This is a genomic window from Pantoea sp. QMID4, assembly GCF_030270445.1.
GTDB lineage: Bacteria > Pseudomonadota > Gammaproteobacteria > Enterobacterales > Enterobacteriaceae > Pantoea > Pantoea vagans.
In genome coordinates this window covers 90,315-113,940 of record NZ_BSXL01000005.1, presented here as the reverse complement: position 1 = coordinate 113,940, position 23,626 = coordinate 90,315, and the positions used below count along the sequence as shown (strand labels likewise).

The window sequence follows — 23,626 nt, the reverse complement described above, 5'->3', positions numbered from 1 at the left end:
TGTGCAGCGGGCCGGAATATCAGTAAAGGCTTCTGCGGGTTCGCTGCACGGTAACGGCAATGGCCGTCAGTGCTACCAGCATCAGAAACACGCCCAGGCCAACCATCGCGTTAAACCCATAGGTTTTAAACAGCAGCAGCCCGGCGATACAGCCGCTCAGGAAGGAGAATACCGTGGTCAGATGGGTATGCAGAACCTTCTGGAAGAAGCGACGATCGTCGGTTTCCAGATGCACAGCATGAGACGTATGTGCAAAAATCCACGACCCCAGCGCTATGCCCGCATCGGTCAGTGTGCCGGTAATGTGGGTCGATCTGACGCGGCCATTGGAGAGCTGCGTCGAAGTCGCATTATGAATACCCATCAAAAAGCCCAGCATTATCAGTACTTCCCCGTTAAAACTTGGCCGGTAGAACACGATCTCAAAGATCGACGCCGCCGTCAGCGCCGCACCTTCCGCCAGAATAATCAGACAGAAAATGGTGCGTAACTTATGCCTGATACCCACCACTACCGCCAGCCGGGCTACGGTACAGCCCAGTACAAAGGCAACAATCAGCGCCATCAAAAACAGCATAGTGTGAAGATCGCTGGTGGTGACCTCCTGAGATATCTGCGAAGTGTTACCGGTCATATGCGATGGGAAAAATCCAAACGCGCCCAGCGCCATAGCATTAAGGATGCCCGCAGTAGTCGCCAGCACCAGCGCCAGCAGTCGGTCTTCGGTATGTGAACGAACTTTCTTCTTTTTTATCAGCACAGGCTTCCCCACATCAGGTGAATGCAAAACGTTCTTATAAGGCTTCAAGCATACAACCTGATGAGAATTATTCCTGTCAGAACCAGATAACTCTGATGAAATAAGCCATTAATTTTGCTGATTTTTATAAAGCAGATTCAGTTTACTTTTAAAAGTGTCAACGACGCGATGATCTACCAGTGGACAAGCCCTGCTAAAGCGGATAACAAATTCAGTCGACGATGAAGAGTTGCGCACCTGTCGTTGTAAAAGAACGATGCGGTTCAGCCTCATCCGCGACCTGATAGCTCACGCCCGGAGTCAGCACGAAACGGCGGCCATCTGCCAGTTCAGTATGCAACTCGCCCGCCATGCAGAGCAGAATATGATCTTTGGTGCACCAGTGGTCGGCGACATAGCCTGGCGAGTAGTCGACCATGCGAACCCGGATGTCGTTAAATTTCATGGTTCGCCAGGTCGCCTGCCCCTGTTCGCCGGGATGTATCGTTTCTTCAACCTGATCCCACTGCGTCAGGCCAAACGGCAGATTGTCTATTTTCATGCGATTCCCCTGTTGAGGATGAATGTTAAGTCAGCGCCTGGATAACGGCCTCCTGCGCGTGGATCAGCGTAGTATCAAACAGCGGCACGCTGGCATCGGAGGCATCCACCAGCAGGGTAATTTCGGTGCAGCCCAGAATAATGGCCTCAGCCCCCTGCGCCACCAGTGACTGCATAATCTCCCTGTAGCGACGACGCGACGCGGGATTGATTTCGCCCAGACAAAGCTCGTGGTAGATCACCTCATGTACAAACAGACGATCCGCTTCATCGGGCGTCATCACCTCAAGACCGAACTGCTGCTGAAGACGCCCGCGATAAAAATCCTGCTCCATAGTGAAGCGCGTCGCCAGTAATCCGACCTTACGTATCCCGGCCTGCTGAATGCGACGTCCGGTGGCATCGGCAATATGCAGCAGCGGTATGTCTGTTGCGGCGCTGATTTGCGCCGCTACTTTATGCATGGTGTTGGTACAGAGCACGATGAACTGCGCCCCAGCACGTTCCAGATTGCGTGCCGCGTCAGCCAGGATCTCGCCCGCCTGCTGCCATTCGCCCGCAGCCTGAAGCTGCTCTATGCGCTGAAAGTCGACGCTCCAGAGCACCAGTTCCGCTGAATGCAGGCCACCCAGTTGCTTTTTAACCTGCTGATTGAGAATGCGGTAATAGAGCGCGGTAGACTCCCATGACATGCCGCCTAACAGACCAATAACTTTCACACTGCACTCCGGTTTCAGGGGGTTTATTCCAGCATGCCAGATCGCCATCGAACGGCAACGGCTTTGTTCAGGCTGCCCTGTTTTGCGGTCTGAAGCGGCAGGCCATCGCCATCAGCAACACCACGCCAGCGCTCATGGTTAGCCACGCCTGATTCAGAGATGTGCCGCTGTCACGCACCCAGCCCGCGATCAGCGGCATCAGCGCCGCAATCAGGTATCCGCCACCCTGCACCCTGGACAGCAGCCCCCCGCTTCTCTGGCGCTGCGCGCATGATCCAGCGTGACAATAAGCGACAGCGGAAACAGTGCGCCGATGCCCGTACCCAGCAACAGCGCAGAGAGCAGTGGCATCGTATTCGGGTAAAACACAAGGCTTAGCAGCCCTGCCAGCAGCAGGGCCAGCACGCCGAGCAGCAGCGGACGGCGATCGGGAAAGCGATGTAAGGTGGCTGTGACGATGAAGCCTGCCACCACTTCGGTTAACGTCAGCGCGGCGCTGGCAGCGTCATTGCCTCAGACACCAGGCTCACCTGCGGCGATCGCCTGACTGCAATCAGCCAGATTAACAGCGCTATCAGCGTTAACCCGCCGGAGAGCGCCAGCGCGGGTTGCAGACCCAGCAGTGAAAACAGCGGTTCGGCACTGGCTGCCGTCAGCGCCGCGCCTGCCATAATTCCGGTGCTGAACAGTGCCATCAGCGTCGCCGCTGCGTCAGCAAAACGTTGCCGGATCAGCGCGGGCATCATTGCCTGGATTACGCCAATGCCTGCGCCACCCGCCAGCGCGGTAAACATCAGCTGAGCGGAGGTCAGGTTAAGGCCGCGCCACAGGCAGGCCAAAGTCAGACAGAGCAACCCAATTGCAATGCCGGTTACCGGCCCGAAGCGGGCGATCAGCCACGGTCCGGAGAGTGCCACCAGCCCCATCATCGCCACCGGCAGTGTGGTCATCAGACTGAACGCCGTCGCCGACAGCCCGGTTTGCTGTTGCAACACCGGAAACAGCGGGCCAATAATAGCCAGCATTGGCCGCAGATTGAGTCCGACCAGAAAAACGATCGCGGCAAACAGAGTGGGGAATATTTTCATCATGCAGGCTCAGCCAGAAATTGACGATGACAGCACCGTGCTGTCACTACCTATCTTAACGTTAAGATAAATTCCGTCCACTGTTAAGAGGCTGAGCACAACCCGACAACATAACCCCGACATTTGCAAATGATTTATGCATGACCATATCGATTTCGTTGTCAGCCAGTGGGACAACGCGATGCCCGACCTGGACACCGCTTCCATGCGTATCTTCGGCAGGATGCTGCGGCTGATGAAACATCTTGCAAAAGCGCGCAGTGAGGCACTGGCGCCGTTTGGTTTTCAGGAGGGTGAATTTGATGTGCTGGCGACGCTGCGACGAGCGGGATCCCCTTATCGGCTGTCACCGACTCAGCTCTACCAGTCGCTGCTGGTGACCTCCGGCGCAATGACAAATCGCCTGAACCGGCTGGAGCAGCAGCATCTGATTGAACGTGTTGCCGCGCCGGATGATAAGCGCAGCATGCTGGTGGGGCTGACGCCGCAGGGTCAGCAGCAGATTGAGCAGGCACTTCGTGCACATACTGCCATTCAGGAGGCGGTGCTGGCACCGCTGGCCGCATCAGAGCGCGCCGAACTGGGGGGGTTACTGAAAACGCTGCTGCTTGCCTTTCCCGGCGAGGCAACAGCCGAATAAAAACGCCGTCAGCGCTGCAGTCATGGTGAAGGCAAAATGGTTCGCGAATCAGGATTACAACAGATGATGCCCGGGGCGCAGAACAATGCAACGCAGATCGAAGCGCCCGCAGGCTTAACATTGCCTCACTGGCTATACGGGCTTAACGCTGAGCTGAATCTGTGGCAGGATACGCGCCCTGCGTCTGGCCCTACCCGGCTGACTGAACTGCCCACAACCGGTGACAATAATGGCCAAAGTAAAATTCATCCTTCCCCTATTGCTGATCCTGGCTTTCGCTGCCTGGTGGCTTATCCCGCACGATAGTGAGGAAGATAAAGCGTATTACGTCGCGGTGTTCTGCGCGATTGATCACCACGGTCTTCAGCCGTTCGACCAGCAGATGCGAAATGTTATTGAAGGCGGTAATTCTGACTATGCGCTGCAGAAAATAGCCTATAAACCGCGGCTGGGACGCAGCGTGATTGGCCGCTGGGAGCAACTGAAAGCCGATGAGCAACAGCGCGCCGCGCAGGATAATGGGGTCTGCCAGCAACTGCTGAAGCACTAAGTGGTGGCGGGGAGTGATGTCTGATGATTCACATGATAAAGGAGATAATATGACCCTGCCAGAACGCAAAAATTATCCGCAACTGGGCGAAGTCAACGCACCTTATGTCCATGCAGTAAAACATGACGCGACGCTGTATGTCTCAGGACTGACCGCCTTTGGGACGGCCGCTCAGCAGGGTAATATGGCTGAACAGGCTGAAGCCATTTTTGAACAGCTTAACACTGTTGCCGCTGCTGAAAATACGTCGCTAGCCGCGCTGCTGAAAGTCACAATATTCATCACCTCATTCACAGAGATCGCCGCGCTGCGGGGAGTGCTCTATCGTAATTATGGCGAACATCTGCCTGCCAGCTCGCTGGTCCAGGTCAGCGGACTGTTCTCCACTGACCTGCGCATCGAGATCGAGGCTATTTTTGCCCTCTGAATGGCAATCCGCATCAAGAGCGTTACTACAGCTGCAGATCTGAAGCGGCAGCGCCTCGCGCCAGATAGCCGATGCGATAGGCCTCCGGACCGGATGCCGGTCGCTTTTGTAATACGTTAACCGTTAATCCCTGCCAGCGGGTTACATCCCAGGCGCTGAAGCCTGTTGGTATAGGCAGTGCTGCAAGGTTTGCATGCGGAGGAATCGTCCAGCGGTTAAGCGTCATAAAACGGGCTTTAGCCAGATCAGTGATGAGCGTCTGTTCCTCAAACGCCAGCCAGCTTTCGATGATCGGCCAGCCAAAATCCCTGACCAGCGCCGCAAAGCCCGGGCTTTGCAGGAAACGCTGCATGCCACTCGCCTCCCGCCAGAAATAGAGCGGCGCATAGCGATTTTCATTAAGTTCCCCATCCTCGCGGCAGGCGTAAAGATACGCTTTTGCCAACAGCCCCGGAAAGCCATCCAGCCGGGCACCGTTCAGCCTGATGCGCTGTACAATAATGCCCATGTCGTAGTCCGCAGGCAGCGTGAAGCGATAGTGCATGATAATCATAACGCCGCCTGTGCCAGCATCTGGCCGCCACTAAAACTCCACTCTTCGCTGCTATTAAACTGAATGATGATCATCACATCATCAGGATCGATTGCCATCTCTGTCTTAAGTGCCGCGCAAAGTGCGTGATAAAAGCGTTCCTTCTGTTGACGGGAACGCGGGCGGCCTGCCGTTATCTGAAACAGTACGAAATTATCGCTGCGCCCGCCGCTGAGATAGTGGCGATCAAACACACGCTGAGGGATGGGCAGCATCTCTATGACCTGAAAACAGTCCTGCTCAGGCACATCAAATTCTGCGACCAGCGCCTGCTGAAGTAGCGTGGATAGCAGATGCAGATCCGCATCGCTGTAACCTTGCCGCAAGGTGATCCGGGTGAAGGGCATCAGTGATTATCCTCCAGATGGCTCAGCGCAGTCACGGCAGCAGGCCAGCCTGCACAAAACGCCAGATGCGTGAAGCTCTCCACCAGTTCATCCTGCGTCAGTCCATTTTGCCGGGCGTAATTAATGTGCCATTGCAGCTGCTGGACGCGACCCAGCGCAGTTAACGTTGCCAGCGTCAGCAGGCTGCGCTCACGCGGTGACAGCAGACCGCGCTGCCAGATATCATCAAACAGCACCTGCTGCGTCAGTTCAGCCAGTTTGGGCGCGCACTGCGCCAGTGTTTCCCGATCCAGTAATTTTTTCATTGCACACTCCTCGTTGGTCAGAGAGAGTGTCACTCAGCTCGCTAATCCTGAAAATCAAATTAATCAGCATCTACTATCCGTGTTTTAAGGACAATTATGAACAAAGTACCGGCATCGCTTGACATGGATGCGCTGCGCAGTTTCGTGGCGGGCATTGATGCTGGCAGCTTTGCTCTTGCGGCACAGCACCTCTGCCGATCAACCTCAGCCGTCAGTGCGCAGCTTAAAAAACTCGAGCAGCAATGCGGTACCGCGCTGGTGATGAAAAAAGGGCGGCACCTGCAATTAACCCGCAGTGGAGAGCAGCTGATGAGTTACGCCAGGCGTCTGCTGTCACTGAACGATGAGACTTTGCGGGCAGTAAAAGGCGAAGCGTTGCAGGGCGAAATTCGCATCGGCATGCAGGAGGATTTTGGCGAGGCGCTGATGCCTGCCATCCTCGGCGCGTTTAACCGGCAGCATCCGGATGTGATGCTGACCGCTCGCGTTGACAGAAATCTGGCGCTATTAACGGCACTGGCTCGCCATGAGCTGGATTTAGCGCTGCTGTGGCAGGCAGAACAGCAATCCGGCACGCAGGTGATCGGTCAGTGTCCGTTAGTCTGGATACAGCATCCGGCGTTTGATCTGGCAGGGATTCTGCAGCGTGGCGAGCCGCTGCCGCTGGTGGCGTTTGATGCGCCTTGTGTGATGCGATCCCGCGCCACCGGCACGCTGGATAAGGCGGGCATTCCATGGCGCGTGGTGTTTACCAGCCACAGTCTGAGTGGCATCTGGGCCGCACTGCAGGCCGGGCTGGGCATCACCCTGCGCACCCGCGCGGGATTGCCGGAGGGGCTGGTGACAGAATCACAGCGACTGCCGCAGCCGGGCCATCTGGGTATTGCGCTGGCGCGCTCAGACCAGAGTGATGATCCCGCGCGAACGCTGTTGCAGCACCTGATCACCGAAGCTGCCCTGCCCTACGTTCAGCGCTGAGTTAAAATGCCTGCTGAATCAGTAACGAACAGTATTCCGCTGAAACGTCGCGATCGCCAAACAGTATGTGAAACATCACGGGCGCGACAGCGACATCGACGAGACGATCAACGTCAAAACCCGCTTCCCCGCGCGCGATGGCCCGATTGTTCAGGGTTTCAAGATGCTGATAAGTGAATCCACAGCATTTATTGCTGGCCGCTTCAGCATGACTGCCAATCACATCGGCAAGCAGCTCACGGCCCACTTTTGAGGACATCTCTTCAGCATACTGCTGAATAAACGCGGTAAGATCGCCGATCATCGAGCCGGTATCTTCCGGATCGGCAATCGGACGCATCCTCGCCACGGCAACATCCGCCAGCAACTGGGCCAGATCGCCCCAGCGTCGATAAATCGTGGAGGGTGTTACGCCTGCCTGTTCAGCGATCATCGGTACGGTAATGGCGGAACGATCCCGTGTTTTCAGCAGCCGGTTGACGGTGTCATGCACTTCCGCCTGAATACGGGCGCTGCGGCCGCCCTGACGAATCATCTCCCTTGCCATCTCATACTCCTGCTTTTATCCACGTCAACGTTTTGGTTAACGCAACGATGTTGCATTAACAGTTAGCGGCAGTGTACCGCATCTCAGGCTGAGCAGGCGCTAAAGTGTGCGATCGGGCGTGTGACAATCAGGGCTGAAGTTTACTCAGGCCCGCTTTGACCGGTTCTCCGCTGAAATGAGACGAACGGTTATCTGATGCGCCTATCCATAACAAACTGACTGCCATTACCGCTGAAATAAAAATCGTACGACTATCCATAAATCCTCCCCTGAGTAATGCGGTTAAGGTAATCCAGTCTGCAGGGAATTAATCGCAGGATAAGAGAGGGTTTCTCAGAGGTTTAAGACTATAAGAGGACGCAGACAACGCTGCGCCCGACTCGCAAAAGTTTAATCAGACGTTAAGCGCGTTGCCAGCGTCAAGCCATTCCCGGCGGCTCAGGGCATACATCAGGCTGGGAGGCAGCCCTTCCAGATCGTTGACCTTTTTCAAAAACGTTAAGCCTGCTTTTTCCAGTACCTGGCGCGAAGCCAGATGGTTTTCACGCACCACGCCTGTGATGACGCTGAGTCCGGCCTCCTCAAATCCGTAGCGAATGGCTCTGCATGAAAGCTCAGTGGCATATCCTTTTCCCCAAGCGTCTGGCTCAAACCGGTAGCCGAGATTATTGGTCTGACGGCCGTCAAACTGGCTTCTGAAGACGCCACCAAAGCCGATAATTTTTTCCGGATGGGCTTTCTCAAATATTGTCCAGTCGCCAAACCCCTGATCCCGGTAGTTATCCTGTATGCGCTCCATTGCCTGAACAGCATATTCCCTGTCAGGCCACGGGCCTCGCGGGTTAAATTTATGCGTTTCCGGGTCGCCATAAATTCTGAACAGATCGTCAAGATCCTCACGAAGGGTAAATCTGTAGAGCAACCGCTCTGATTCCCAAACCATCCTTTGCTCCTAATGGGTACTGATCAGGTTAATCCTTTATATCAGCATGATGTTCTGATACCAACACCTGGGTTTACAGGTCAGGCAGGGTAATCCCTTCCAGTTTAACGGGGATTCACGGATCACAGTGGATAGTGATCACAAAGGACGATGCAGTGTCTCTGACTCATCAGCTATTGGTGTTAGAGTCCTGCTTAAACCTTCGCGTCGAATCGGTGGCGTCTTATTGCCAGCGTCCTGAGGATCTTATCAATGAAAGGAAAGTGCAGACATGGCTGAACAGAGCAGCATAGTGACGGATCTGACCGAACTTGAACGTCTTTATGGCACTGTCGCCCCGCCTTCTGTGGCTAAGGTGACCGATCATATTCATCCCGCCTATCGTCCGTTTATAGCCGCCTCGCCTTTTGTGGCCCTGGCAACATCGGGACCGGAGGGACTGGATGTTTCACCGCGCGGCGATCCGGCCGGATTTATCGAAATCGAAGATGATAAAACCCTGCTGTTGCCGGACAGACGCGGCAATAATCGTATCGACAGCCTGCGCAATATTCTGCAGGACAATCGGGTCGCGCTGCTTTTTCTCATTCCTGGCATTGGCGAGACGCTACGTGTGAACGGTACGGCGGCGATCAGCACCGACCCGGCGCTGCTTGAACGCTTTGCTGTCAATAATCAGCTGCCAAAAACCGTGCTGCGCATCCACGTGGAGAGCGTTTTCTTTCAGTGCAGCCGGGCGATTATCCGCTCCGGGTTATGGAACGCTGAAACGCAGATTGCGCGGCAGTCGCTGCCCAGCACCGGCTCGATTCTGAAACAGATTGCGGAAATCGATGGCGATGCCTACGACAAAGCGCTGCCAGAGCGATTAAAGAACTCGCTTTACTAAGCTCCTGCGAGTTGCACTCCAGGCAGCGTGCTGAAGAGGGAAGTACTTATATTTTCGGGCCGCAGATGATCATGCACCTGCGGTCGTAGCCCTGCGAGAGTGTTACGCAATGCTCTCCAGTATCTGCTTCGCCTGAAGGTAGTCGTATGAGATCACTTCAATCTTATTATCACTGAGATCGCTGAAATAGACTGACATCGACACGTCGTGGTCACTGACGCTGAAAGGGATTTTATTCTTACTGAGTACAGGCAGAAGTTCGTTAAAGGATGACGCTGCCACCCCGAAAGCCACTGTATGGCCCGGATGCTGAGATTTTCTCTGGAAAAGGGAAAGTGATGCTCTGTTATTCCTGATGACAAGTGGCCCGCCCTGCTCAAACCAGAAGTACAGTGCATCGTCGCGGGAAAAGCCCAGAATTTCGCTATACCATTGTTCTGCCTGCCCAATATCTTTTACATATAGATGGATATGATCAATTTCCGTTATCTCTATAGTTTTTCTCCCTGATGATAATTTGCTGAGATACCTGGAAGAGAATTGTAGATAAATAACCTGCAAAGCACCTGAACTTCTGTCAGGAGAGCAGAGATTGGGCGGTAAAATTGTTTTCATGTTCAGGGCAAACAGTGTGCCCTGCACTGCAGGGTTAAAAGCTTTCATGCAACCCTCATCCCCACCGCAATAAACGTTAAAGCAAAGATATTGCATTAAGCTCAGAATCGCCGTATACCTTATTAAAAGCTAATCCTTTGCATTAAGGTGACTCCCATGAACCCCACCCTGACACCGCAGGCGGCTACCCGCACCACGCTTTTTAGCTTTACCGGTGCGGCGCTGATCTCAGCCACCAGCAGCGCGCCAACGCCGCTCTACCCGCTTTATCGCAGCCTGTTTCATCTGACGCCGACCATGATGACGCTGATTTTTGGTGCCTATGCTTTCGCGTTGCTGGCCGCGCTGCTGACGGTGGGTAAAGTGTCCGACTATACCGGCCGCCGTCCGCTGATGCTGCTGGCCCTGGCGATTAACGTGGTCGCGCTGGTAATCTTTATGGTGGCCAGTTCGGCTCCGGCCTTGATTGCCGCCCGACTGGTACAGGGCTTTGCTACGGGTATTGCACTGCCGACCTTCGGTGCCAGCCTGATTGACGCCAGTAAAACGCGTGGACCCCTGCTCAATTCGTTCACCGCGTTTCTCGGGATGACGCTTGGCACGCTGACAGGTGGCATTCTGGTCAGCTTTGCGCCGTTTCCTACGGTCACGATTTACGCGCTGCTGATGGTGCTGATGATTGTCGCGATGGCGCTTCTGCCCCTGATACCTGAAACGATTGCACCTCAGCCGGGTGTACTGGCCGCGCTGCGGCCTCAGGTGAGCATTCCGCGCCGCGCACTGGGCCCGTTGCTGAAAGTGACGCCGGTGAACATCGCAACATGGATGCTGGGCGGATTTTATCTGTCACTGATGCCCACGATGGTGGCAAATGCAACCGGCCTGACGTCGCCGTTCATCGGCGGCTCGATCGTGGCAACGCTGATGCTAAGCGCAACGGCAGCCGTATTACTCTTTCGTCCGTTGCCGCCCGCGCGGGCATTAGTTATTGGTACGCTGATGCTGATCGCGGGTGTCAGCGTCACACTGACAGGCTTTTCCCTGCACAGCGTGGCCCTGCTCTATCTGGGCACCGCCATTGCGGGTCAGGGGTTTGGATCGATTTTCTCCAGCGTGCTGAAGATCATTATGCCGTTAGCGGAGAGTCATGAACGGGCCGGATTGTTCTCCGCCTTTTTGATCAAAAGCTATCTCGCCTTTGCCCTGCCCGCGATTGCGGCCGGTATTGCCGCACCCCATATCGGGCTGACCCAGACCGCCTGGTTCTATGGCATGACCCTTATTGTGCTGGCGCTGGTGTCACTCCTGGCGGTCAGAGGTCGCGCATTAGCTGGCACGGCCTGCTCATAAACGTCACTGGCGCGGCCAGATATCGGCCGCGTCATCCATAAACGGCAATTTTCACTTACACTCAATGGATTAATTCCAGGCGCAATCTCTGCGTGATGCCGTGAGTATGATGTTGAAATCCCAATCTGATACGGTCTTAGCCCGGTTTTCACCCGCCACCCGACGCTGGTTTTCTGCCGCCTTTACTGCGCCGACGCCGGTGCAAAAGGCGGCCTGGCAGGCGATTGCCAGCGGAGAGCATGCGCTGGTGATCGCGCCTACCGGTTCCGGGAAGACGCTGGCGGCCTTTCTCATCGCCATCGACACGCTGTTTAAGGTCAGAACTGACCAGCCTGCTCCCACACGCGAAACGACCACCCGCATTCTCTATATTTCACCGGTCAAAGCACTGGCAGCCGACGTGCAGCGCAATCTGAATCTGCCGCTGGCAGGTGTTTATGCCGAACGGCAGGTGCTGAATGAACCGGAGATCGCGCTGAATATCGGTATGCGCTCCGGCGATACCCCCACCGCAGAGCGCGCCAGGTTATTACGCCGTCCGCCCGATATCCTGATTACTACACCTGAATCGCTGTTTCTGATGCTGACCTCCAAAGCACGCACCACGCTTCAGGGCATCACCACGGTTATTGTCGATGAGGTGCATGCGGTGGCGGGTTCAAAGCGCGGTTCCCAGCTGGCGCTGAGCCTGGAGCGGCTGGATGCGCTACTGCCACAGCCCGCCCAGCGCATCGGGCTTTCCGCCACGGTGCGACCGGTTGAACGGGTAGCAGCCTTTCTCGGCGGCTGTCAGCCGGTTCAGGTAGTTAATCCTGCAGCCGTTCGCACGCTGCACCTGACGATCGAAGTGCCGGTTAAGGATATGACCGATATTGCCAGCGCCGACGACCTGACCGGTGAGGCAGGCACTGCAAGCGGATCGATCTGGCCATATATCGAAGCACGCATTCTGCAACAGGTAATGGCCCATCGCGCCACGCTGGTATTTGTGAATTCGCGTGCTCTGGCAGAAAAGCTGACGGCGCGGCTCAATGCGCGTTATCTGGCGCAGCAGATCCCTGCTGAAAATCAGGATGAAGAGCGCGCCGACGATCTGATTGCCCGCTCCCACCACGGTTCCGTTTCGAAAGAACAGCGCGGCGGGATCGAAGCTGCCCTGAAGCAGGGCAGTCTGCGCTGCGTGGTGGCGACCTCCAGTCTGGAACTGGGCATTGATATGGGGCCGGTAGATCTGGTGATCCAGGTGGGCGCTCCGCTGTCAGTCGCCAGCGCCCTGCAGCGAGTGGGTCGCGCCGGACATCAGGTTGGCGGCATCTCCACCGGCATCCTGTATCCCCGCACCCGGCGCGATCTGCTGGATTCGGCCGTGATATTACAGTCGATGCGAGCGGGCCACCTCGATGCGCTGGCTCCGCCCCGTAACCCGCTCGATATTCTGGCGCAGCAGACGCTGGCGGCTGTGGCAATGGATCCTCTGCAGGCTGATGACTGGTATGCAAAGGTCTGCCGGGCCGATCCATTCCGCGCTCTCTCGCGTCGGTTGTTTGATGCCACACTTAATATGCTGGCGGGTAAGTTTCCGTCAGATGCCTTTGCTCAGCTGCGGCCACAGCTGGTGTGGGATCGCCAGAGCGGACTGCTGACGGCGCGACCTGGCGCTCAGAATCTGGCCGTGACCAGCGGCGGCACCATTCCCGATCGCGGCATGTTCAGCGTCATCCTGCCCGAAGGCGAAGAGCAGGCAGGCTCTCGTCGGGTCGGCGAACTGGATGAAGAGATGGTCTATGAATCGCGGGTCAACGACATCATTACTCTGGGTGCAACGTCGTGGCGCATTCAGCAGATCACACACGATCAGGTGCTGGTGGTGCCCGCGCCTGGCCGTCCGGCCCGTCTGCCCTTCTGGCGCGGTGAGGGCGTTGGCCGTTCTGCCGATTCAGGTGCCAGCCTCGGGCTGTTTCTGCGTAACCTGAACAGTGCTTCACCGGATGATGCGCAACAACAGCTGCACGCGCTGGGGCTGGATGCCCGTGCAGTGACAAATCTGCTGGCTTTACTGGCTGAACAGCGTGTTGCGACCGGCGTACTGCCCGACGATCGCACGTTGCTGATTGAACGCTGCCGGGACGAAACTGGCGACTGGCGGGTGATCCTGCACTCGCCATGGGGAAAACGGGTTAATGCTCCCTGGGCGCTGGCGATTGCCGCCCGGATCCAGCACCGCATGGGTATTGATGCTTCCGTCGCAGCCAGTGATGACGGCATCGTAGCCCGCTTTCCCGCCAGCGAAGGGCATCTGCCCGGCGCTGACCTGTTTATTTTTGACGCCGACCAGCTCACGCAGGATGTTACGGAGAGCGTCGGGCAATCGGCACTGTTCGCCGCCCGCTTCCGGGAATGTGCCTCACGTGCGCTTCTGCTGCCGAGGCGCAATCCGGGTAAGCGTTCACCGCTCTGGCAACAGCGGCTGCGCGCCGGTCAGTTGCTGGACGTCGCCCGGCAGTATGATGATTTTCCCATCCTGATCGAAACCGCACGCGAATGCCTGCAGGATGTCTACGATCTGCCTGCCCTGCACCAGCTGATGGAACAGCTGGAACAGGGAAATGTAAAGCTGGTCGAGGTGACGACCGAACAGCCCTCCCCCTTCGCCGCCCCACTGTTGTTTGGCTATGTCGCAGAGTTTATCTACGCCAGCGATGCCCCACAGGCAGAACGGCGCGCCTCACTGCTGGCGCTCGACAGTAATCTTCTGGGTGAACTGCTCGGCCAGGCCAGCAAACGTGATTTGCTGGCACCTGATGTGGTTGAGCAGGTCGGACAGGAATTGCAGCGCATTAATTCCCGCTATCAGGCACAACACGCCGAAGGCATCATCGATCTGCTGCGCGACCTCGGCCCGCTCTCCGCTGCCAGTATCTCAGCGCGGTTCAGTGGCAATGACCAGCAAATCGCAAACGCCGTCGCGTTATTTTCTGCTGCCCGGCGAATAATCCCGGTGATGGTCGCGGATGAAAAGCGTTGGGCAGTGATTGAAGATGCGGCTCGCCTGCGCGATGCGCTGGGCACGGAGCTGCCAGACGCTCTGCCCGACACATTTCTGGAGCCGCAGACCGATCCGCTACTTGATCTGGTGAACCGCTACGCCCGCACCCATGCGCTGTTCACCACCCGACAGCTGGCGACCCATTTCGGTCTGGGCGTGGCCGTTGTGAATGCGGTGCTGCTTATCCTGTATCAACAGGGCAGCCTGCTGAACACAGGTGCGGCAGCGGGCACATCGGAAACGGAGTGGGTTTCCCCAGAGATCTTTAAACGCTTGCGCTTACGTTCACTGCAATCAGCACGCGAGGCAACCCGGCCGGTTTCACCCGCCGCCTGGATCAGCCTGTTGCTGACGCGACATGGCCTGCTAAACCACGCGCATCAGGGTGGCAGCGGGCTGCTGCGGGTGATAGAGCAACTGGCGGGCGTGCCGTTACCCGCCTCATTATGGGAGTCACAAATCCTGCGCGCCAGGATTGCCGACTATCAGCCCGCGATGCTCGACGAACTGTTAGCCAGTGGCGAGGTGATCTGGTGCGGACATAAAGCGCTGGGACAGAATGATGGTCTGATCTCGCTTCACCTGGCAGAATTCGCCGCTGAGACGCTGCCGGAGGCTGACGCGACACCCCCTCTTACACCAATCCAGCAGGCGATACTTGACGCACTGAGCCACGGTGGCGCGTGGTTCGTGCATGAGATTATGGCGCAGATGGAGCAGCCGGAGGCACAATCCACCGACAGCTATGACGCCCTGTGGCAACTGGTGTGGCGGGGCTATGTCACGGCAGATAGCTGGATTGCGGTACGTGGGCTGCTGACCACGCCAGGCGTGACCCGTTCACGTCCGGCACGCACTCTGCGCACCCGCTTTGGACAGCGCTTTACGCCTGGCGCATTGCCCGCACGCCGTCCAGCGGTCAACACGCTGGCCGGGCGCTGGTCACAGATTAACCGGCAGGAGATTGCGCCTGCCCGACTGGCTCTTTCGCTGGCAGAAAATCTGCTCGACCGTTATGGCGTGATCACACGAGGCAGTGCAGTTTCAGAGCAGATCCCCGGTGGATTTCCGGCGTTACAGCCCGTACTGCGCAGCATGGAAGATGCCGGGCGACTGCTGCGCGGACAGTTTGTCGCCGGGTCCGGCGGTGCGCAGTTTGCTGACCATCAGACCATTGAGCAGCTGCGGGCGCTGGCCGAAGCGCCGACCGATGTCACTGAGGCAGTGACGCTGGCTGCACTCGATCCCGCGAATCCGTTTGGCGCGATGCTGAGCTGGCCGGTTCATGCCAGCGGCATACGCCCGACGCGTCGTCAGGGCGCGCGGGTCGTGATTGCTGACGGCATGCTGATGCTCTTTCTGACGCCGGGAGGCAAAGAGTTGCTGACATTCAGCGATGACCCTGAACAGCTTGAGACCGCAGTCGCTGCGCTGGGCGTGGCGCTGAAACGTGAAAAGCCCGCGAGTTTTACGCTGGAGACGGTAGATGGTGAAGCGGTGTCGCAGTCACCGCTGCTAAACGCATTGCGTCACGCCGGTTTTTCACGGGTGCCGCAGGGATTCAGCTGGTATAGCTGACAGATTTTTCGCGCGCGTTTGTTTCGCGCACAAAATCGATAAACGCCTGAAGCGGAGCCGGAATCAGACGGCGATCGTTGTAGTAGAGCCATGGGCCGGAAAAACTCAGCCACCAGGGTTGCAGCAGCGGTTCCAGCCTGCCGCTTTCCATAGCCGGTCTGAGCCACTCATCAAACAGATAGATCACCCCGCTTCCGGCAATCGCGGCCTCTACAGCCAGATCCATTGCCCCGCCGACGGTCACCTCCAGCGGCCCGCGGGTTTCAACGCTGATCTCTTCTCCGTCGCAGCTGAATGTCCAGTCAGCCATGATGCCGCTGGCATAACGGCCACGCAGACAGCGATGATAGATCAGCTCGCGCGGGTGATCGGGTCGGCCATGTTCCGCAAGATAAGCCGGAGACGCGGCCAGCGCGAACCGCTGCTGACGGGGGCCAATAGGCATCGCCACCACATCCTGCTCCAGCCGCTCATCATAACGAATTCCGGCGTCGCAGCCGTCACGAAAGACATCCTGCACGCTGCTCTCAGCCACGATTTCCAGCTGGATATCAGGATAACGCCGCAGAAATTCCGGTACCAGTCTGGGTAATACCAGCCGGGTGGCACTGACCGGCACATTCAGCCGCAGCGTGCCGCGTGACGTGTTGCGATAGCGATTCACCGCATCCAGCGCGGCATTAACTTCATTCATGGCGGGCAACAGACGTTCCATCAGCGCCCTGCCCGCTTCAGTCAGTACTACCGTGCGCGTCGTCCGGTGAAACAGTCGGATACCCAGTTGCTGTTCTGCCCGCCGCACCGCATCGCTCAGGCGTGACGCGTTGCTGCCTGTAATACGTGCGGCTTCCCGGAATCCTCCCGCTTTCGCCACTGCCACGACAGCATCCAGCAGCGCCATACCAATCGCATTGTGCATCACCCCGTACAGTCTGTCCTGATTTCACCGGATAGTTGCACAGCTGAATCACCGTTACAATTGATCTACATTCACGCAGGAGGTTTTCATGTCAGATATCACCATGACTTATCCGTTAGGCGATCGTGAAGTTAACCGTCTCGGCTACGGCGCAATGCAGCTGGCCGGGCCAGGCGTGTTCGGGCCGGTAAAAGATGAAGCACGCGCAATACAGGTTTTGCGCGACGCCATCGCGGCGGGCGTCAATCATATCGACACCAGCGACTTTTATGGCCCGCACGAAACCAATCAGTTAATCAAAAAGGCGCTCCATCCCTATCCACAGGATCTGACAATTGTGACCAAGGTGGGTGCCCGCCGCGATGCAAAAGGCGGCTGGCTGGCGGCGATGGAACCTGAAGCGCTGACCCAGGCGGTGGAAGATAACCTGCGCAATCTGGGGCTGGACGTGATTGAAGTGGTGAACCTGCGCAGTATGCTGCATCCGGCAAAGCCCAGAGAGGGCTCTCTGGCACCCCAGCTGGAGGCGCTGCTGACATTACAGTCGCGCGGACTGATTCGGCATATTGGCCTGAGCAATGTCACTGCCACGCAGATCGCTGAAGCCCAGGCGATGACGCCCATTGTCTGCGTGCAGAATATGTATAACCTGGCGCATCGACAGGATGATGAACTGGTGGATCAGCTGGCGCAGCAGGGCATCGCTTACGTGCCGTTTTTCCCGCTCGGCGGCTTCTCTCCCTTGCAGTCGGATCAGCTTAATGACGTTGCTGCGTCCCTGAATGCGACGCCGATGCAGGTCGCGCTGGCCTGGCTGCTGAGGCGCTCGCCCAATATTCTGTTGATTCCCGGCACGTCCTCACCGGAACACCTCAAAGAGAATCTGGCCAGTGGCAGCCTGCACCTGTCGGATGAGGTAATGGAAAAGCTGAACGCGATATAATCACAGGCCCGCCTCATGCGGGCATGTGGCTTGATTGATTCAGAAACTGATAAGGCAGGTCGCCAGTTGCGGCTTGTCACTGCAACCGATGTGGTGATTGATTCGGTTAATCATGTAAGGGTAAAACGGGTTAGAGGTCGCGCGCATAATTGAGTCCAGTCCCACAATCAGCACCGCACTCTCGCCGCGCAGTGACAACGTACCAAAACTGATACCGAACTCATTCTTCTTCGCAGGTACATTGCCGTAGAGACCATCCTCAGCCGGGAACGGGATCGCCACGTGCGACAGCGAGTAAAGCCCGGCCGGATAGTTTATGGTCAGTGGCTGGATTCGATCCATAATCTCACCGGCAGGCACGCTTTTAGTCACCATTTCCAGCGACGTGGCGGCAGCATTGGTGATCACCGTGGAAGAATAATGCCGACGGGCCGCGGGTAAGAGCTGATTCACTGCCGTGTAAGCGGAGTGACGGAATAACGGGCTGACGCTGACGGCATGATTGATATCGAACAGAACCAGCTCACTGCCGTTTTCTGGCAGATAATTGTATAACGAGCGAATCACCGACGGCGTGCTGACAGTAGAGTCCATGACCGACTGAAAGGTCAGTACTGGCGGGAAGCCGGACAGCTGCTGATTACGTGCGTAGTGCAGGATCTCTTTCTGCAGCGCCTGCGTCAGCAGATAGGTCTGTCGGGCAGCGTGCACCGGAAAAGAGTTATATTTAAACGGATTAAACTCCGGCACGATATTCAGCCAGGCTGTTTTCGAGAAGGCCGGGAAAACAGAGGGCAGTCCGGCAATCCCGGCAAATCGTGCAAAACGGGTGACACCGATCATTGGTGATAACAGAATCAGCTGCTGCGGACGACGCAACGTGGCGTCGCCCAGGCTGTCGAGCGCATATTTTACCGCCAGCGCCCCGCCGTTAGAGAATCCCACCAGATGCAGTGGTGTCCGAATACCCGCAAGACGGGTTGCTTCGCGCACCGCCAGGCGTGTAGCCGCCATCCAGTCCTGCCAGTCCACATCAGTCAGGCCCGCAGGCACCGTGCCGTGACCCGGTAACCTGATTGCTACGGCCACATAACCCTGCTGGCGATAGGTATCTGCGATATGACGCAGACTGTAAGGACTATCGGTCAGACCATGCAGCAAAACAACTGCACCACGCGGCGTGCCTGCTGGACGCAGAATATATGAACGGTTCCAGTCCTGCGCAAAATGACCTGGATAGATCAGGCCGCCGGAGAAATATCGGTTGAGCGGGGTTTTCTCATCCGCATCCAGTTTTTGACTGACCTGCTGCTTCATCTCATCAAACAGATGATTTTCAGCGTTAAGATAACCGGTGTAACTGGCTTTATCGAGCTGTTCAGCTGTCAGCTCATGCGGGATCCAGGTGTGCCAGCGATGTAATTCCGGGCCACGTTCCGCTTCATAGATGCGAATGATCAGTAGCAGCACTAACACTAAACCCACGACAAGCGTTGAACGCCAGAGTCTGCGCGTGACAGTTTTTAACTTCCGGGTCATAAATCCTTTCCTGAAAAATTAGAAGGCATAGCGAAACCACGCGAACAGCACGTTGCCATTATTGTAAGTGCCGGGGATGTAAGTGAACTGGACATTCACCGCTTTATAACCGGCAGAGAACAGCGGCAATATAATCGGCAGCGGAATATAGTTGTCAAAGTCTTCACGCGCGGTGATACCCGCTGTTAATCCGGAACCAAGCCGGAAGTCCTGACCGGAGCCTGGATACCATCCCTTCTCCCAGCCATAACCGACAATGGGCTGCCACTCATTGTGCGAATATATTAACGCCATCGCATAAAGCGCACGCCAGTTGCCGCTGTCGCTATAGCGGGAAACACCCAGACCGCCGCCCCAGGGATTCTCGTATAGTTATCGGTTTTTTCTTTATCGTACATAAAGCGGGCGTACCAGCTAATAAACGGCAGATAGAGATCGGTGTGCTGAGGCGCGTTCCAGGTTTGTGCAACATCGTCAGTGAAATCATTCCACCAGGATGAAACCGGCATATTTTCAGCATGCAGAGGCGTGGCAATCAGTAGTGCATCAGCCACTGCCACAGAGTTTGATATATTCATGGTGCATCCCAGTCAGCATGCGGAGCAGATGAAAAATGAGTATAGCGCAGAGTCAGATTCAATCTTTGTCAGCGGTCATGCTTCGCTTAAATGGCGGTTTAAACCGTCAGCGGCATATGAAGATAGGCCGGATATGCTGGCGATTTCAGCCTGAAATCGCCAGCATATCCGGAAACCCACCCGCAAAAATCATGCTGATTACAGTGAATGATGTCTGCTTAATTGAGAGAAAGGGGTACGACGCGAGGGGGGCTGAGAAGTGAGAGAAACCGGATCCAGCCGGCGGGCCGAATCCGGTTGAGACTTTAGCAGGCTTCAGCCTCCTTCGACTTTTCACCAAACTTCTCTTTCATGTGTGACTCAATCTCTTCCAGACTTTTGCCGCGCGTCTCGGGCACCATCGCCATCACGAAGATCAGTGAGCCAACGTTAATCGCGGCAAATATAAAGAAGGTCGTGCTGCCGGCATACTCCATGATCGGTGGAAAACCGAACGCGACCACAGCATTGAAAATCCACTGTAGTGAGACGGCGCTACCGGTTAAAACGCCACGCAGCTGCATCGGGAACAGCTCCGACATCATCAGCCAGTAGACCGGCGAGATGCACATTTGCATACAGAACAGGAACAGCAGAATACACCCCAGGGCGAGGTAACTCTGCATCAGGCTCGAACTCATAAAGGTCATCACGCTGCCCAGCAGGATCTGTGCCGTAATCACCAGACATAGACCGGTGATAAGCATGGTACGACGCGGGAAACGGCTAATCGCCCAGATACCGACAAAGGTCGCCAGAACAGAAACCACACCGTTACCGATAGTCGCGGCAATGGAAGCGCTGGTTCCCAGGCCGGTCGACTTGAGGATGATCGGCGTGTAATACATGAAGCCATTAACGCCGGTAAACTGCGCAACAAAGCCAAGTCCGACACCAATAATCATCAGGCGGATAACCCACTTCTCGCGAATCAGGGTTTTCGCATCCGGCCCGCGTTCCGCTGCCCTCGCCTGCTTCTTCATCTGCGCCATCTCATGACGCACCTCACGCGGTGTTTCACGCAGATACTTCAGAATCTTTTTCGCCTCTTTCAGACGCCCTTCCGCCACCAGCCAGTGTGGTGACGCCGGAACAAAGAACGTACCGATAAACAGCAGGAAGCCGGGCACCATCGCAATCGCCAGCATATAGCGCCACAGGTGTTCATCATGCAGCAGATAGCTGAGTAGCGTACTGGCGACATAGGCAATGAGCTGTCCGGTGACAATCATCAGCTCATTGCGGCTCACCAGCGGCGCACGCAGACGTGGCCCGGCAATTTCGGCAATAAACACCGGCACGGTTGAAGAGCCACCGCCGACAGCTATTCCCAGCAGGAAGCGCATGGCCACCATTACATTGACGGAAGGCGCCAGTGCCGTACCGAGCGAACCCAGTACAAAAATGACCGCCAGGGTGCGAAGGGTAATGCGACGGCCAAAACGGTCCGAGAAGAAACCACTGAGAAAAGAGCCGATAGCGGCACCGAACACCAGCGAAGAGGCGACGAGCCCTTCTGTGAATGAGTTCAGTCCAAGACCACCCTGATCGGGTGGTGAAGTCATGTAAGGTAATGCACCCGAGATAATCCCGGTGTCATAACCAAAAGCCAGCGCGCCCATAGTGGCGACCAGCACCACTAAAAAAATGCGCTGGCGTACTGTATCCGCAGGCGCGTGATCGCCCGCTTCCCCAGCGTCTGGTGTATTTGTACTCATAATATTCCTGCCATTAATAAGTTAAACATCCGTTTGATCAAATTTCATACGGAATAGAAAAGGAACACATTTACCGATTGGGTAAAGAAGTGTAGACGGTATTTAAAAGTTAGCTGCGGCAATGCGCCTTTTATGGCGTAAATAATTACCAGCAAAAATAAATCCGCGTCATAGTGACGCGACGGAAGTTATTTTAACATCTTATTAACGTTCTGAATCCTTTCTGTATCCAGCTCAGGAAATGTGCAATATGTGGGAACTGGGCAAACCCACGCAGAAAGACCAGAGGGTGGGCGCTGACGGGCAGGCTATGCTCAGTCAACACTCTGACCAGTTTCCCGCTATGCCGATAATCCTCCGCCAGCAATTTACTCTTAAAAATAAAACCGTGGCATAACATTGCCGCTTCAGGACGCATATAAGAGCGGTCAGAACGAAATAACCACTCTTTATCCAGCTTATTTAATAGTTGCGCCGCAAACCAATGCAGTCATTCAATAAGCGGTGACTCCGATAATATCAGCGCGTGATGGATTAAATCCACGGCCTGACTGACAGGATGCTGTTGAGATACGCTGGTGAGCCTATCACTGGCATCGTTTCATGGCGGATAGTTTTAATCCCGGAGCATACCCAGCGCGTTGATGGCAACGATATCGAATCGCTGAAGACAGCCTTTGACGCAGCACGCAGCTGGCCGGAACCGTAGCCGCGCGTCATCATCTGCGATACCGGAATGGGTAAAGGCGTGTCGTTTCCTGAAAGCCGGGAGAAAAACCACTTCTTCCGTGTTGAAGCAGATGAGTGGGACGAAACCCTGACCTCACTTGAGCAATGAGTCTGATATAAGTTTACAACCGCAAAAAAACGGCTGACCACTTCCGCTATGATCGCCTCGATTGCTGCTGAGGGTCAGCCCACGGTTTCGCACCATTCGGGCATGCTCTAATCGCTCTGGCAGAGCAGCGATCCGATTTGGTCGGTCTGACGACAGATTTGAGTAAATACACCGACCTGCATCTGTTCGCGGACGCTTTTCCGCAGCGCTTTTACGGGATGGCAATGGCGGAACAGTGACTGATGAGTGCCGCAGCAGGAATGGCGCGCGAGGGCTTTATGCCTTTTGTCACCACCTATGCCGTGTTTGCTTTCCTCCGCGCCAATGATTTATCTGCATGGCAATCGCCGAAGAGAATCTGAACGTCAAAATCGCCTGTACGCTGCCGGACCTGACCAACGGTTATGGGCCAAGCCATCATGCGACTGACGATCTGGGAGTTTTTCGGGGTATGCCAAGCCTGACAATCATCGATCCCTGCGATGCCTGGAGATTAATCAGGTCATCCCGGCGATTGCCGCACATCAGGGCCCGGTTTAACTGCGCCCGCTGCGCGGTAAGGTTCCGCTGGTGCTGAATAAATATGATTATCGCTATCAGCACGGAAAGGCCCAGTGTCTGCGAACGGGCAAAGATGCGGTTATCATCAGTAGCGGATATGACCCTGCGGGCACTCGAAGCCGCTGAGGTGCGGCAAAAGCAGGGCATTGAAGTTGGAGTGGTTCGCTCTCCTGTGATTAAGCCTCTGGATGAAAAGACAATTTTGCCAGAAGCAGGGGAAGCGCTGCATCCTAACCAGTGGCTTATCACAGCAGAGAATCATTCAATCACGGGCTGGTTAGGCGAGGCAATCGCAGGCTTGCTGATGCGGTACCATGTGACGCCTCGCTTTAAGCAGATTGCCCTGCCGGATGCATTCCTGGTAGCAGGCGCTTTACCAGCATTGCATTACCGTTATGGCATCTCTGCCGATGCGATGGTCAGGCAAATAACAGTCTGGCTCGAAGCCTGATTTATGACAAAACCGGGCCTGACCCGGTTTTGTATCGTTGTTTGCAGCACCACATAATAATCCTGTTATCGCCTCCATCTTACGCACTCCCCAGTCTATATGACGATTGCCGTGCTCAACGCTGGC

20 protein-coding genes and 3 pseudogenes are annotated in these 23,626 nt (G+C 56.0%); 9 read left to right on the top strand and 14 right to left on the bottom strand.

All coding sequences use genetic code 11. The annotated features are described in order from the left end of the window. Positions 1-19: 19 nt before the first annotated feature. From QSK07_RS12530 to QSK07_RS12515, 4 genes and pseudogenes are all read right to left on the bottom strand, one after another. Positions 20-760: a YoaK family protein gene (locus tag QSK07_RS12530; protein WP_013196467.1), complete on the bottom strand. Its 741-nt coding sequence runs from the start codon at positions 758-760 to the stop codon at positions 20-22. A gap of 211 nt (positions 761-971) precedes the next feature. After that, on the bottom strand, positions 972-1,301 hold the full coding sequence (locus QSK07_RS12525) for a DHCW motif cupin fold protein (protein WP_285721677.1): 330 nt from the start codon (positions 1,299-1,301) through the stop codon (positions 972-974). A gap of 25 nt (positions 1,302-1,326) precedes the next feature. After that, complete coding sequence (locus QSK07_RS12520) at positions 1,327-2,019, bottom strand: aspartate/glutamate racemase family protein (protein WP_285721678.1); 693 nt, start codon at positions 2,017-2,019, stop codon at positions 1,327-1,329. 67 nt (positions 2,020-2,086) lie between these two features. Next, a pseudogene (locus tag QSK07_RS12515) lies at positions 2,087-3,110 on the bottom strand (MFS transporter). Positions 3,111-3,243: 133 nt separating this feature from the next. Here QSK07_RS12515 and QSK07_RS12510 point away from each other — a divergent pair. From QSK07_RS12510 to QSK07_RS12500, 3 genes are all read left to right on the top strand, one after another. After that, a complete protein-coding gene (locus QSK07_RS12510; protein WP_285721679.1) occupies positions 3,244-3,747 on the top strand; it encodes a MarR family winged helix-turn-helix transcriptional regulator in 504 nt (167 codons plus the stop codon). A 229-nt stretch (positions 3,748-3,976) separates the two neighbouring features. Next, entirely contained in the window at positions 3,977-4,297 is a 321-nt protein-coding gene (locus QSK07_RS12505) for a hypothetical protein (protein WP_285721680.1), read from the top strand. A 49-nt stretch (positions 4,298-4,346) separates the two neighbouring features. Next, the gene (locus QSK07_RS12500) at positions 4,347-4,724 is read left to right on the top strand and encodes a RidA family protein (protein WP_285721681.1); all 378 of its coding nucleotides are present in this window, start codon (positions 4,347-4,349) and stop codon (positions 4,722-4,724) included. Positions 4,725-4,749: 25 nt separating this feature from the next. Here QSK07_RS12500 and QSK07_RS12495 read toward each other — a convergent pair whose 3' ends face one another. From QSK07_RS12495 to QSK07_RS12485, 3 genes are read right to left on the bottom strand one after another with little or no spacing between them, the layout of a single operon-like run. After that, positions 4,750-5,277: a DUF4865 family protein gene (locus QSK07_RS12495; protein ID WP_285721682.1), complete on the bottom strand. Its 528-nt coding sequence runs from the start codon at positions 5,275-5,277 to the stop codon at positions 4,750-4,752. Next, complete coding sequence (locus tag QSK07_RS12490) at positions 5,274-5,663, bottom strand: tautomerase family protein (RefSeq protein ID WP_275222051.1); 390 nt, start codon at positions 5,661-5,663, stop codon at positions 5,274-5,276. The genes QSK07_RS12495 and QSK07_RS12490 overlap by 4 nt, the downstream gene beginning before the upstream one ends. Next, positions 5,663-5,968 (bottom strand): carboxymuconolactone decarboxylase family protein, encoded by a 306-nt coding sequence (locus tag QSK07_RS12485; protein ID WP_285721683.1) that lies wholly within the window; start codon positions 5,966-5,968, stop codon positions 5,663-5,665. Before QSK07_RS12485 ends, QSK07_RS12490 begins: the two co-directional genes overlap by 1 nt. Positions 5,969-6,064: 96 nt before the next feature. Between QSK07_RS12485 and QSK07_RS12480 the strand changes: the two genes are divergently transcribed. After that, a complete protein-coding gene (locus QSK07_RS12480; protein ID WP_285721684.1) occupies positions 6,065-6,946 on the top strand; it encodes a LysR substrate-binding domain-containing protein in 882 nt (293 codons plus the stop codon). A 1-nt stretch (position 6,947) separates the two neighbouring features. On the opposite strand, the gene QSK07_RS12475 is transcribed toward QSK07_RS12480, so the two are convergent. Both QSK07_RS12475 and QSK07_RS12470 read right to left on the bottom strand, forming a co-directional pair. After that, the gene (locus tag QSK07_RS12475; RefSeq protein ID WP_285721685.1) at positions 6,948-7,493 is read right to left on the bottom strand and encodes a TetR/AcrR family transcriptional regulator; all 546 of its coding nucleotides are present in this window, start codon (positions 7,491-7,493) and stop codon (positions 6,948-6,950) included. A 394-nt stretch (positions 7,494-7,887) separates the two neighbouring features. Then, a complete protein-coding gene (locus tag QSK07_RS12470) occupies positions 7,888-8,436 on the bottom strand; it encodes a GNAT family N-acetyltransferase (protein ID WP_285721686.1) in 549 nt (182 codons plus the stop codon). A 271-nt stretch (positions 8,437-8,707) separates the two neighbouring features. Here QSK07_RS12470 and QSK07_RS12465 point away from each other — a divergent pair, with 271 nt between their 5' ends. Then, complete coding sequence (locus QSK07_RS12465) at positions 8,708-9,325, top strand: pyridoxamine 5'-phosphate oxidase family protein (RefSeq protein ID WP_285721687.1); 618 nt, start codon at positions 8,708-8,710, stop codon at positions 9,323-9,325. 102 nt (positions 9,326-9,427) lie between these two features. On the opposite strand, the gene QSK07_RS12460 is transcribed toward QSK07_RS12465, so the two are convergent. After that, the gene (locus tag QSK07_RS12460; RefSeq protein WP_285721759.1) at positions 9,428-9,820 is read right to left on the bottom strand and encodes a VOC family protein; all 393 of its coding nucleotides are present in this window, start codon (positions 9,818-9,820) and stop codon (positions 9,428-9,430) included. Between the two features lie 276 nt (positions 9,821-10,096). Between QSK07_RS12460 and QSK07_RS12455 the strand changes: the two genes are divergently transcribed. Together QSK07_RS12455 and QSK07_RS12450 are read left to right on the top strand one after the other, a co-directional pair. Continuing rightward, entirely contained in the window at positions 10,097-11,290 is a 1,194-nt protein-coding gene (locus QSK07_RS12455; protein WP_285721688.1) for an MFS transporter, read from the top strand. Positions 11,291-11,399: 109 nt separating this feature from the next. Then, entirely contained in the window at positions 11,400-15,914 is a 4,515-nt protein-coding gene (locus QSK07_RS12450; protein WP_502921716.1) for an ATP-dependent helicase, read from the top strand. Here the strand turns inward: QSK07_RS12450 and QSK07_RS12445 are convergent. Further along, positions 15,898-16,833 (bottom strand): LysR family transcriptional regulator, encoded by a 936-nt coding sequence (locus QSK07_RS12445; RefSeq protein WP_285721760.1) that lies wholly within the window; start codon positions 16,831-16,833, stop codon positions 15,898-15,900. The two genes, QSK07_RS12450 and QSK07_RS12445, sit on opposite strands and share 17 nt — an antisense overlap. Before the next feature lie 88 nt (positions 16,834-16,921). Here QSK07_RS12445 and QSK07_RS12440 point away from each other — a divergent pair, with 88 nt between their 5' ends. Beyond that, positions 16,922-17,776 (top strand): aldo/keto reductase family oxidoreductase, encoded by an 855-nt coding sequence (locus tag QSK07_RS12440; protein WP_285721690.1) that lies wholly within the window; start codon positions 16,922-16,924, stop codon positions 17,774-17,776. Positions 17,777-17,815: 39 nt separating this feature from the next. Here QSK07_RS12440 and QSK07_RS12435 read toward each other — a convergent pair whose 3' ends face one another. From QSK07_RS12435 to QSK07_RS12425, 3 genes and pseudogenes are all read right to left on the bottom strand, one after another. Next, on the bottom strand, positions 17,816-19,315 hold the full coding sequence (locus QSK07_RS12435; RefSeq protein WP_285721691.1) for an alpha/beta hydrolase: 1,500 nt from the start codon (positions 19,313-19,315) through the stop codon (positions 17,816-17,818). A gap of 18 nt (positions 19,316-19,333) precedes the next feature. Further along, positions 19,334-19,893: pseudogene (gene pagP, locus QSK07_RS12430) on the bottom strand (lipid IV(A) palmitoyltransferase PagP). Positions 19,894-20,198: 305 nt separating this feature from the next. Further along, positions 20,199-21,650, bottom strand: a complete 1,452-nt coding sequence (locus tag QSK07_RS12425) for a sugar porter family MFS transporter (RefSeq protein ID WP_285721692.1) — start codon at positions 21,648-21,650, stop codon at positions 20,199-20,201. An 886-nt stretch (positions 21,651-22,536) separates the two neighbouring features. Here QSK07_RS12425 and QSK07_RS12420 point away from each other — a divergent pair. After that, positions 22,537-23,500, top strand: a pseudogene (locus QSK07_RS12420) (transketolase family protein). Positions 23,501-23,626 lie beyond the last annotated feature (126 nt).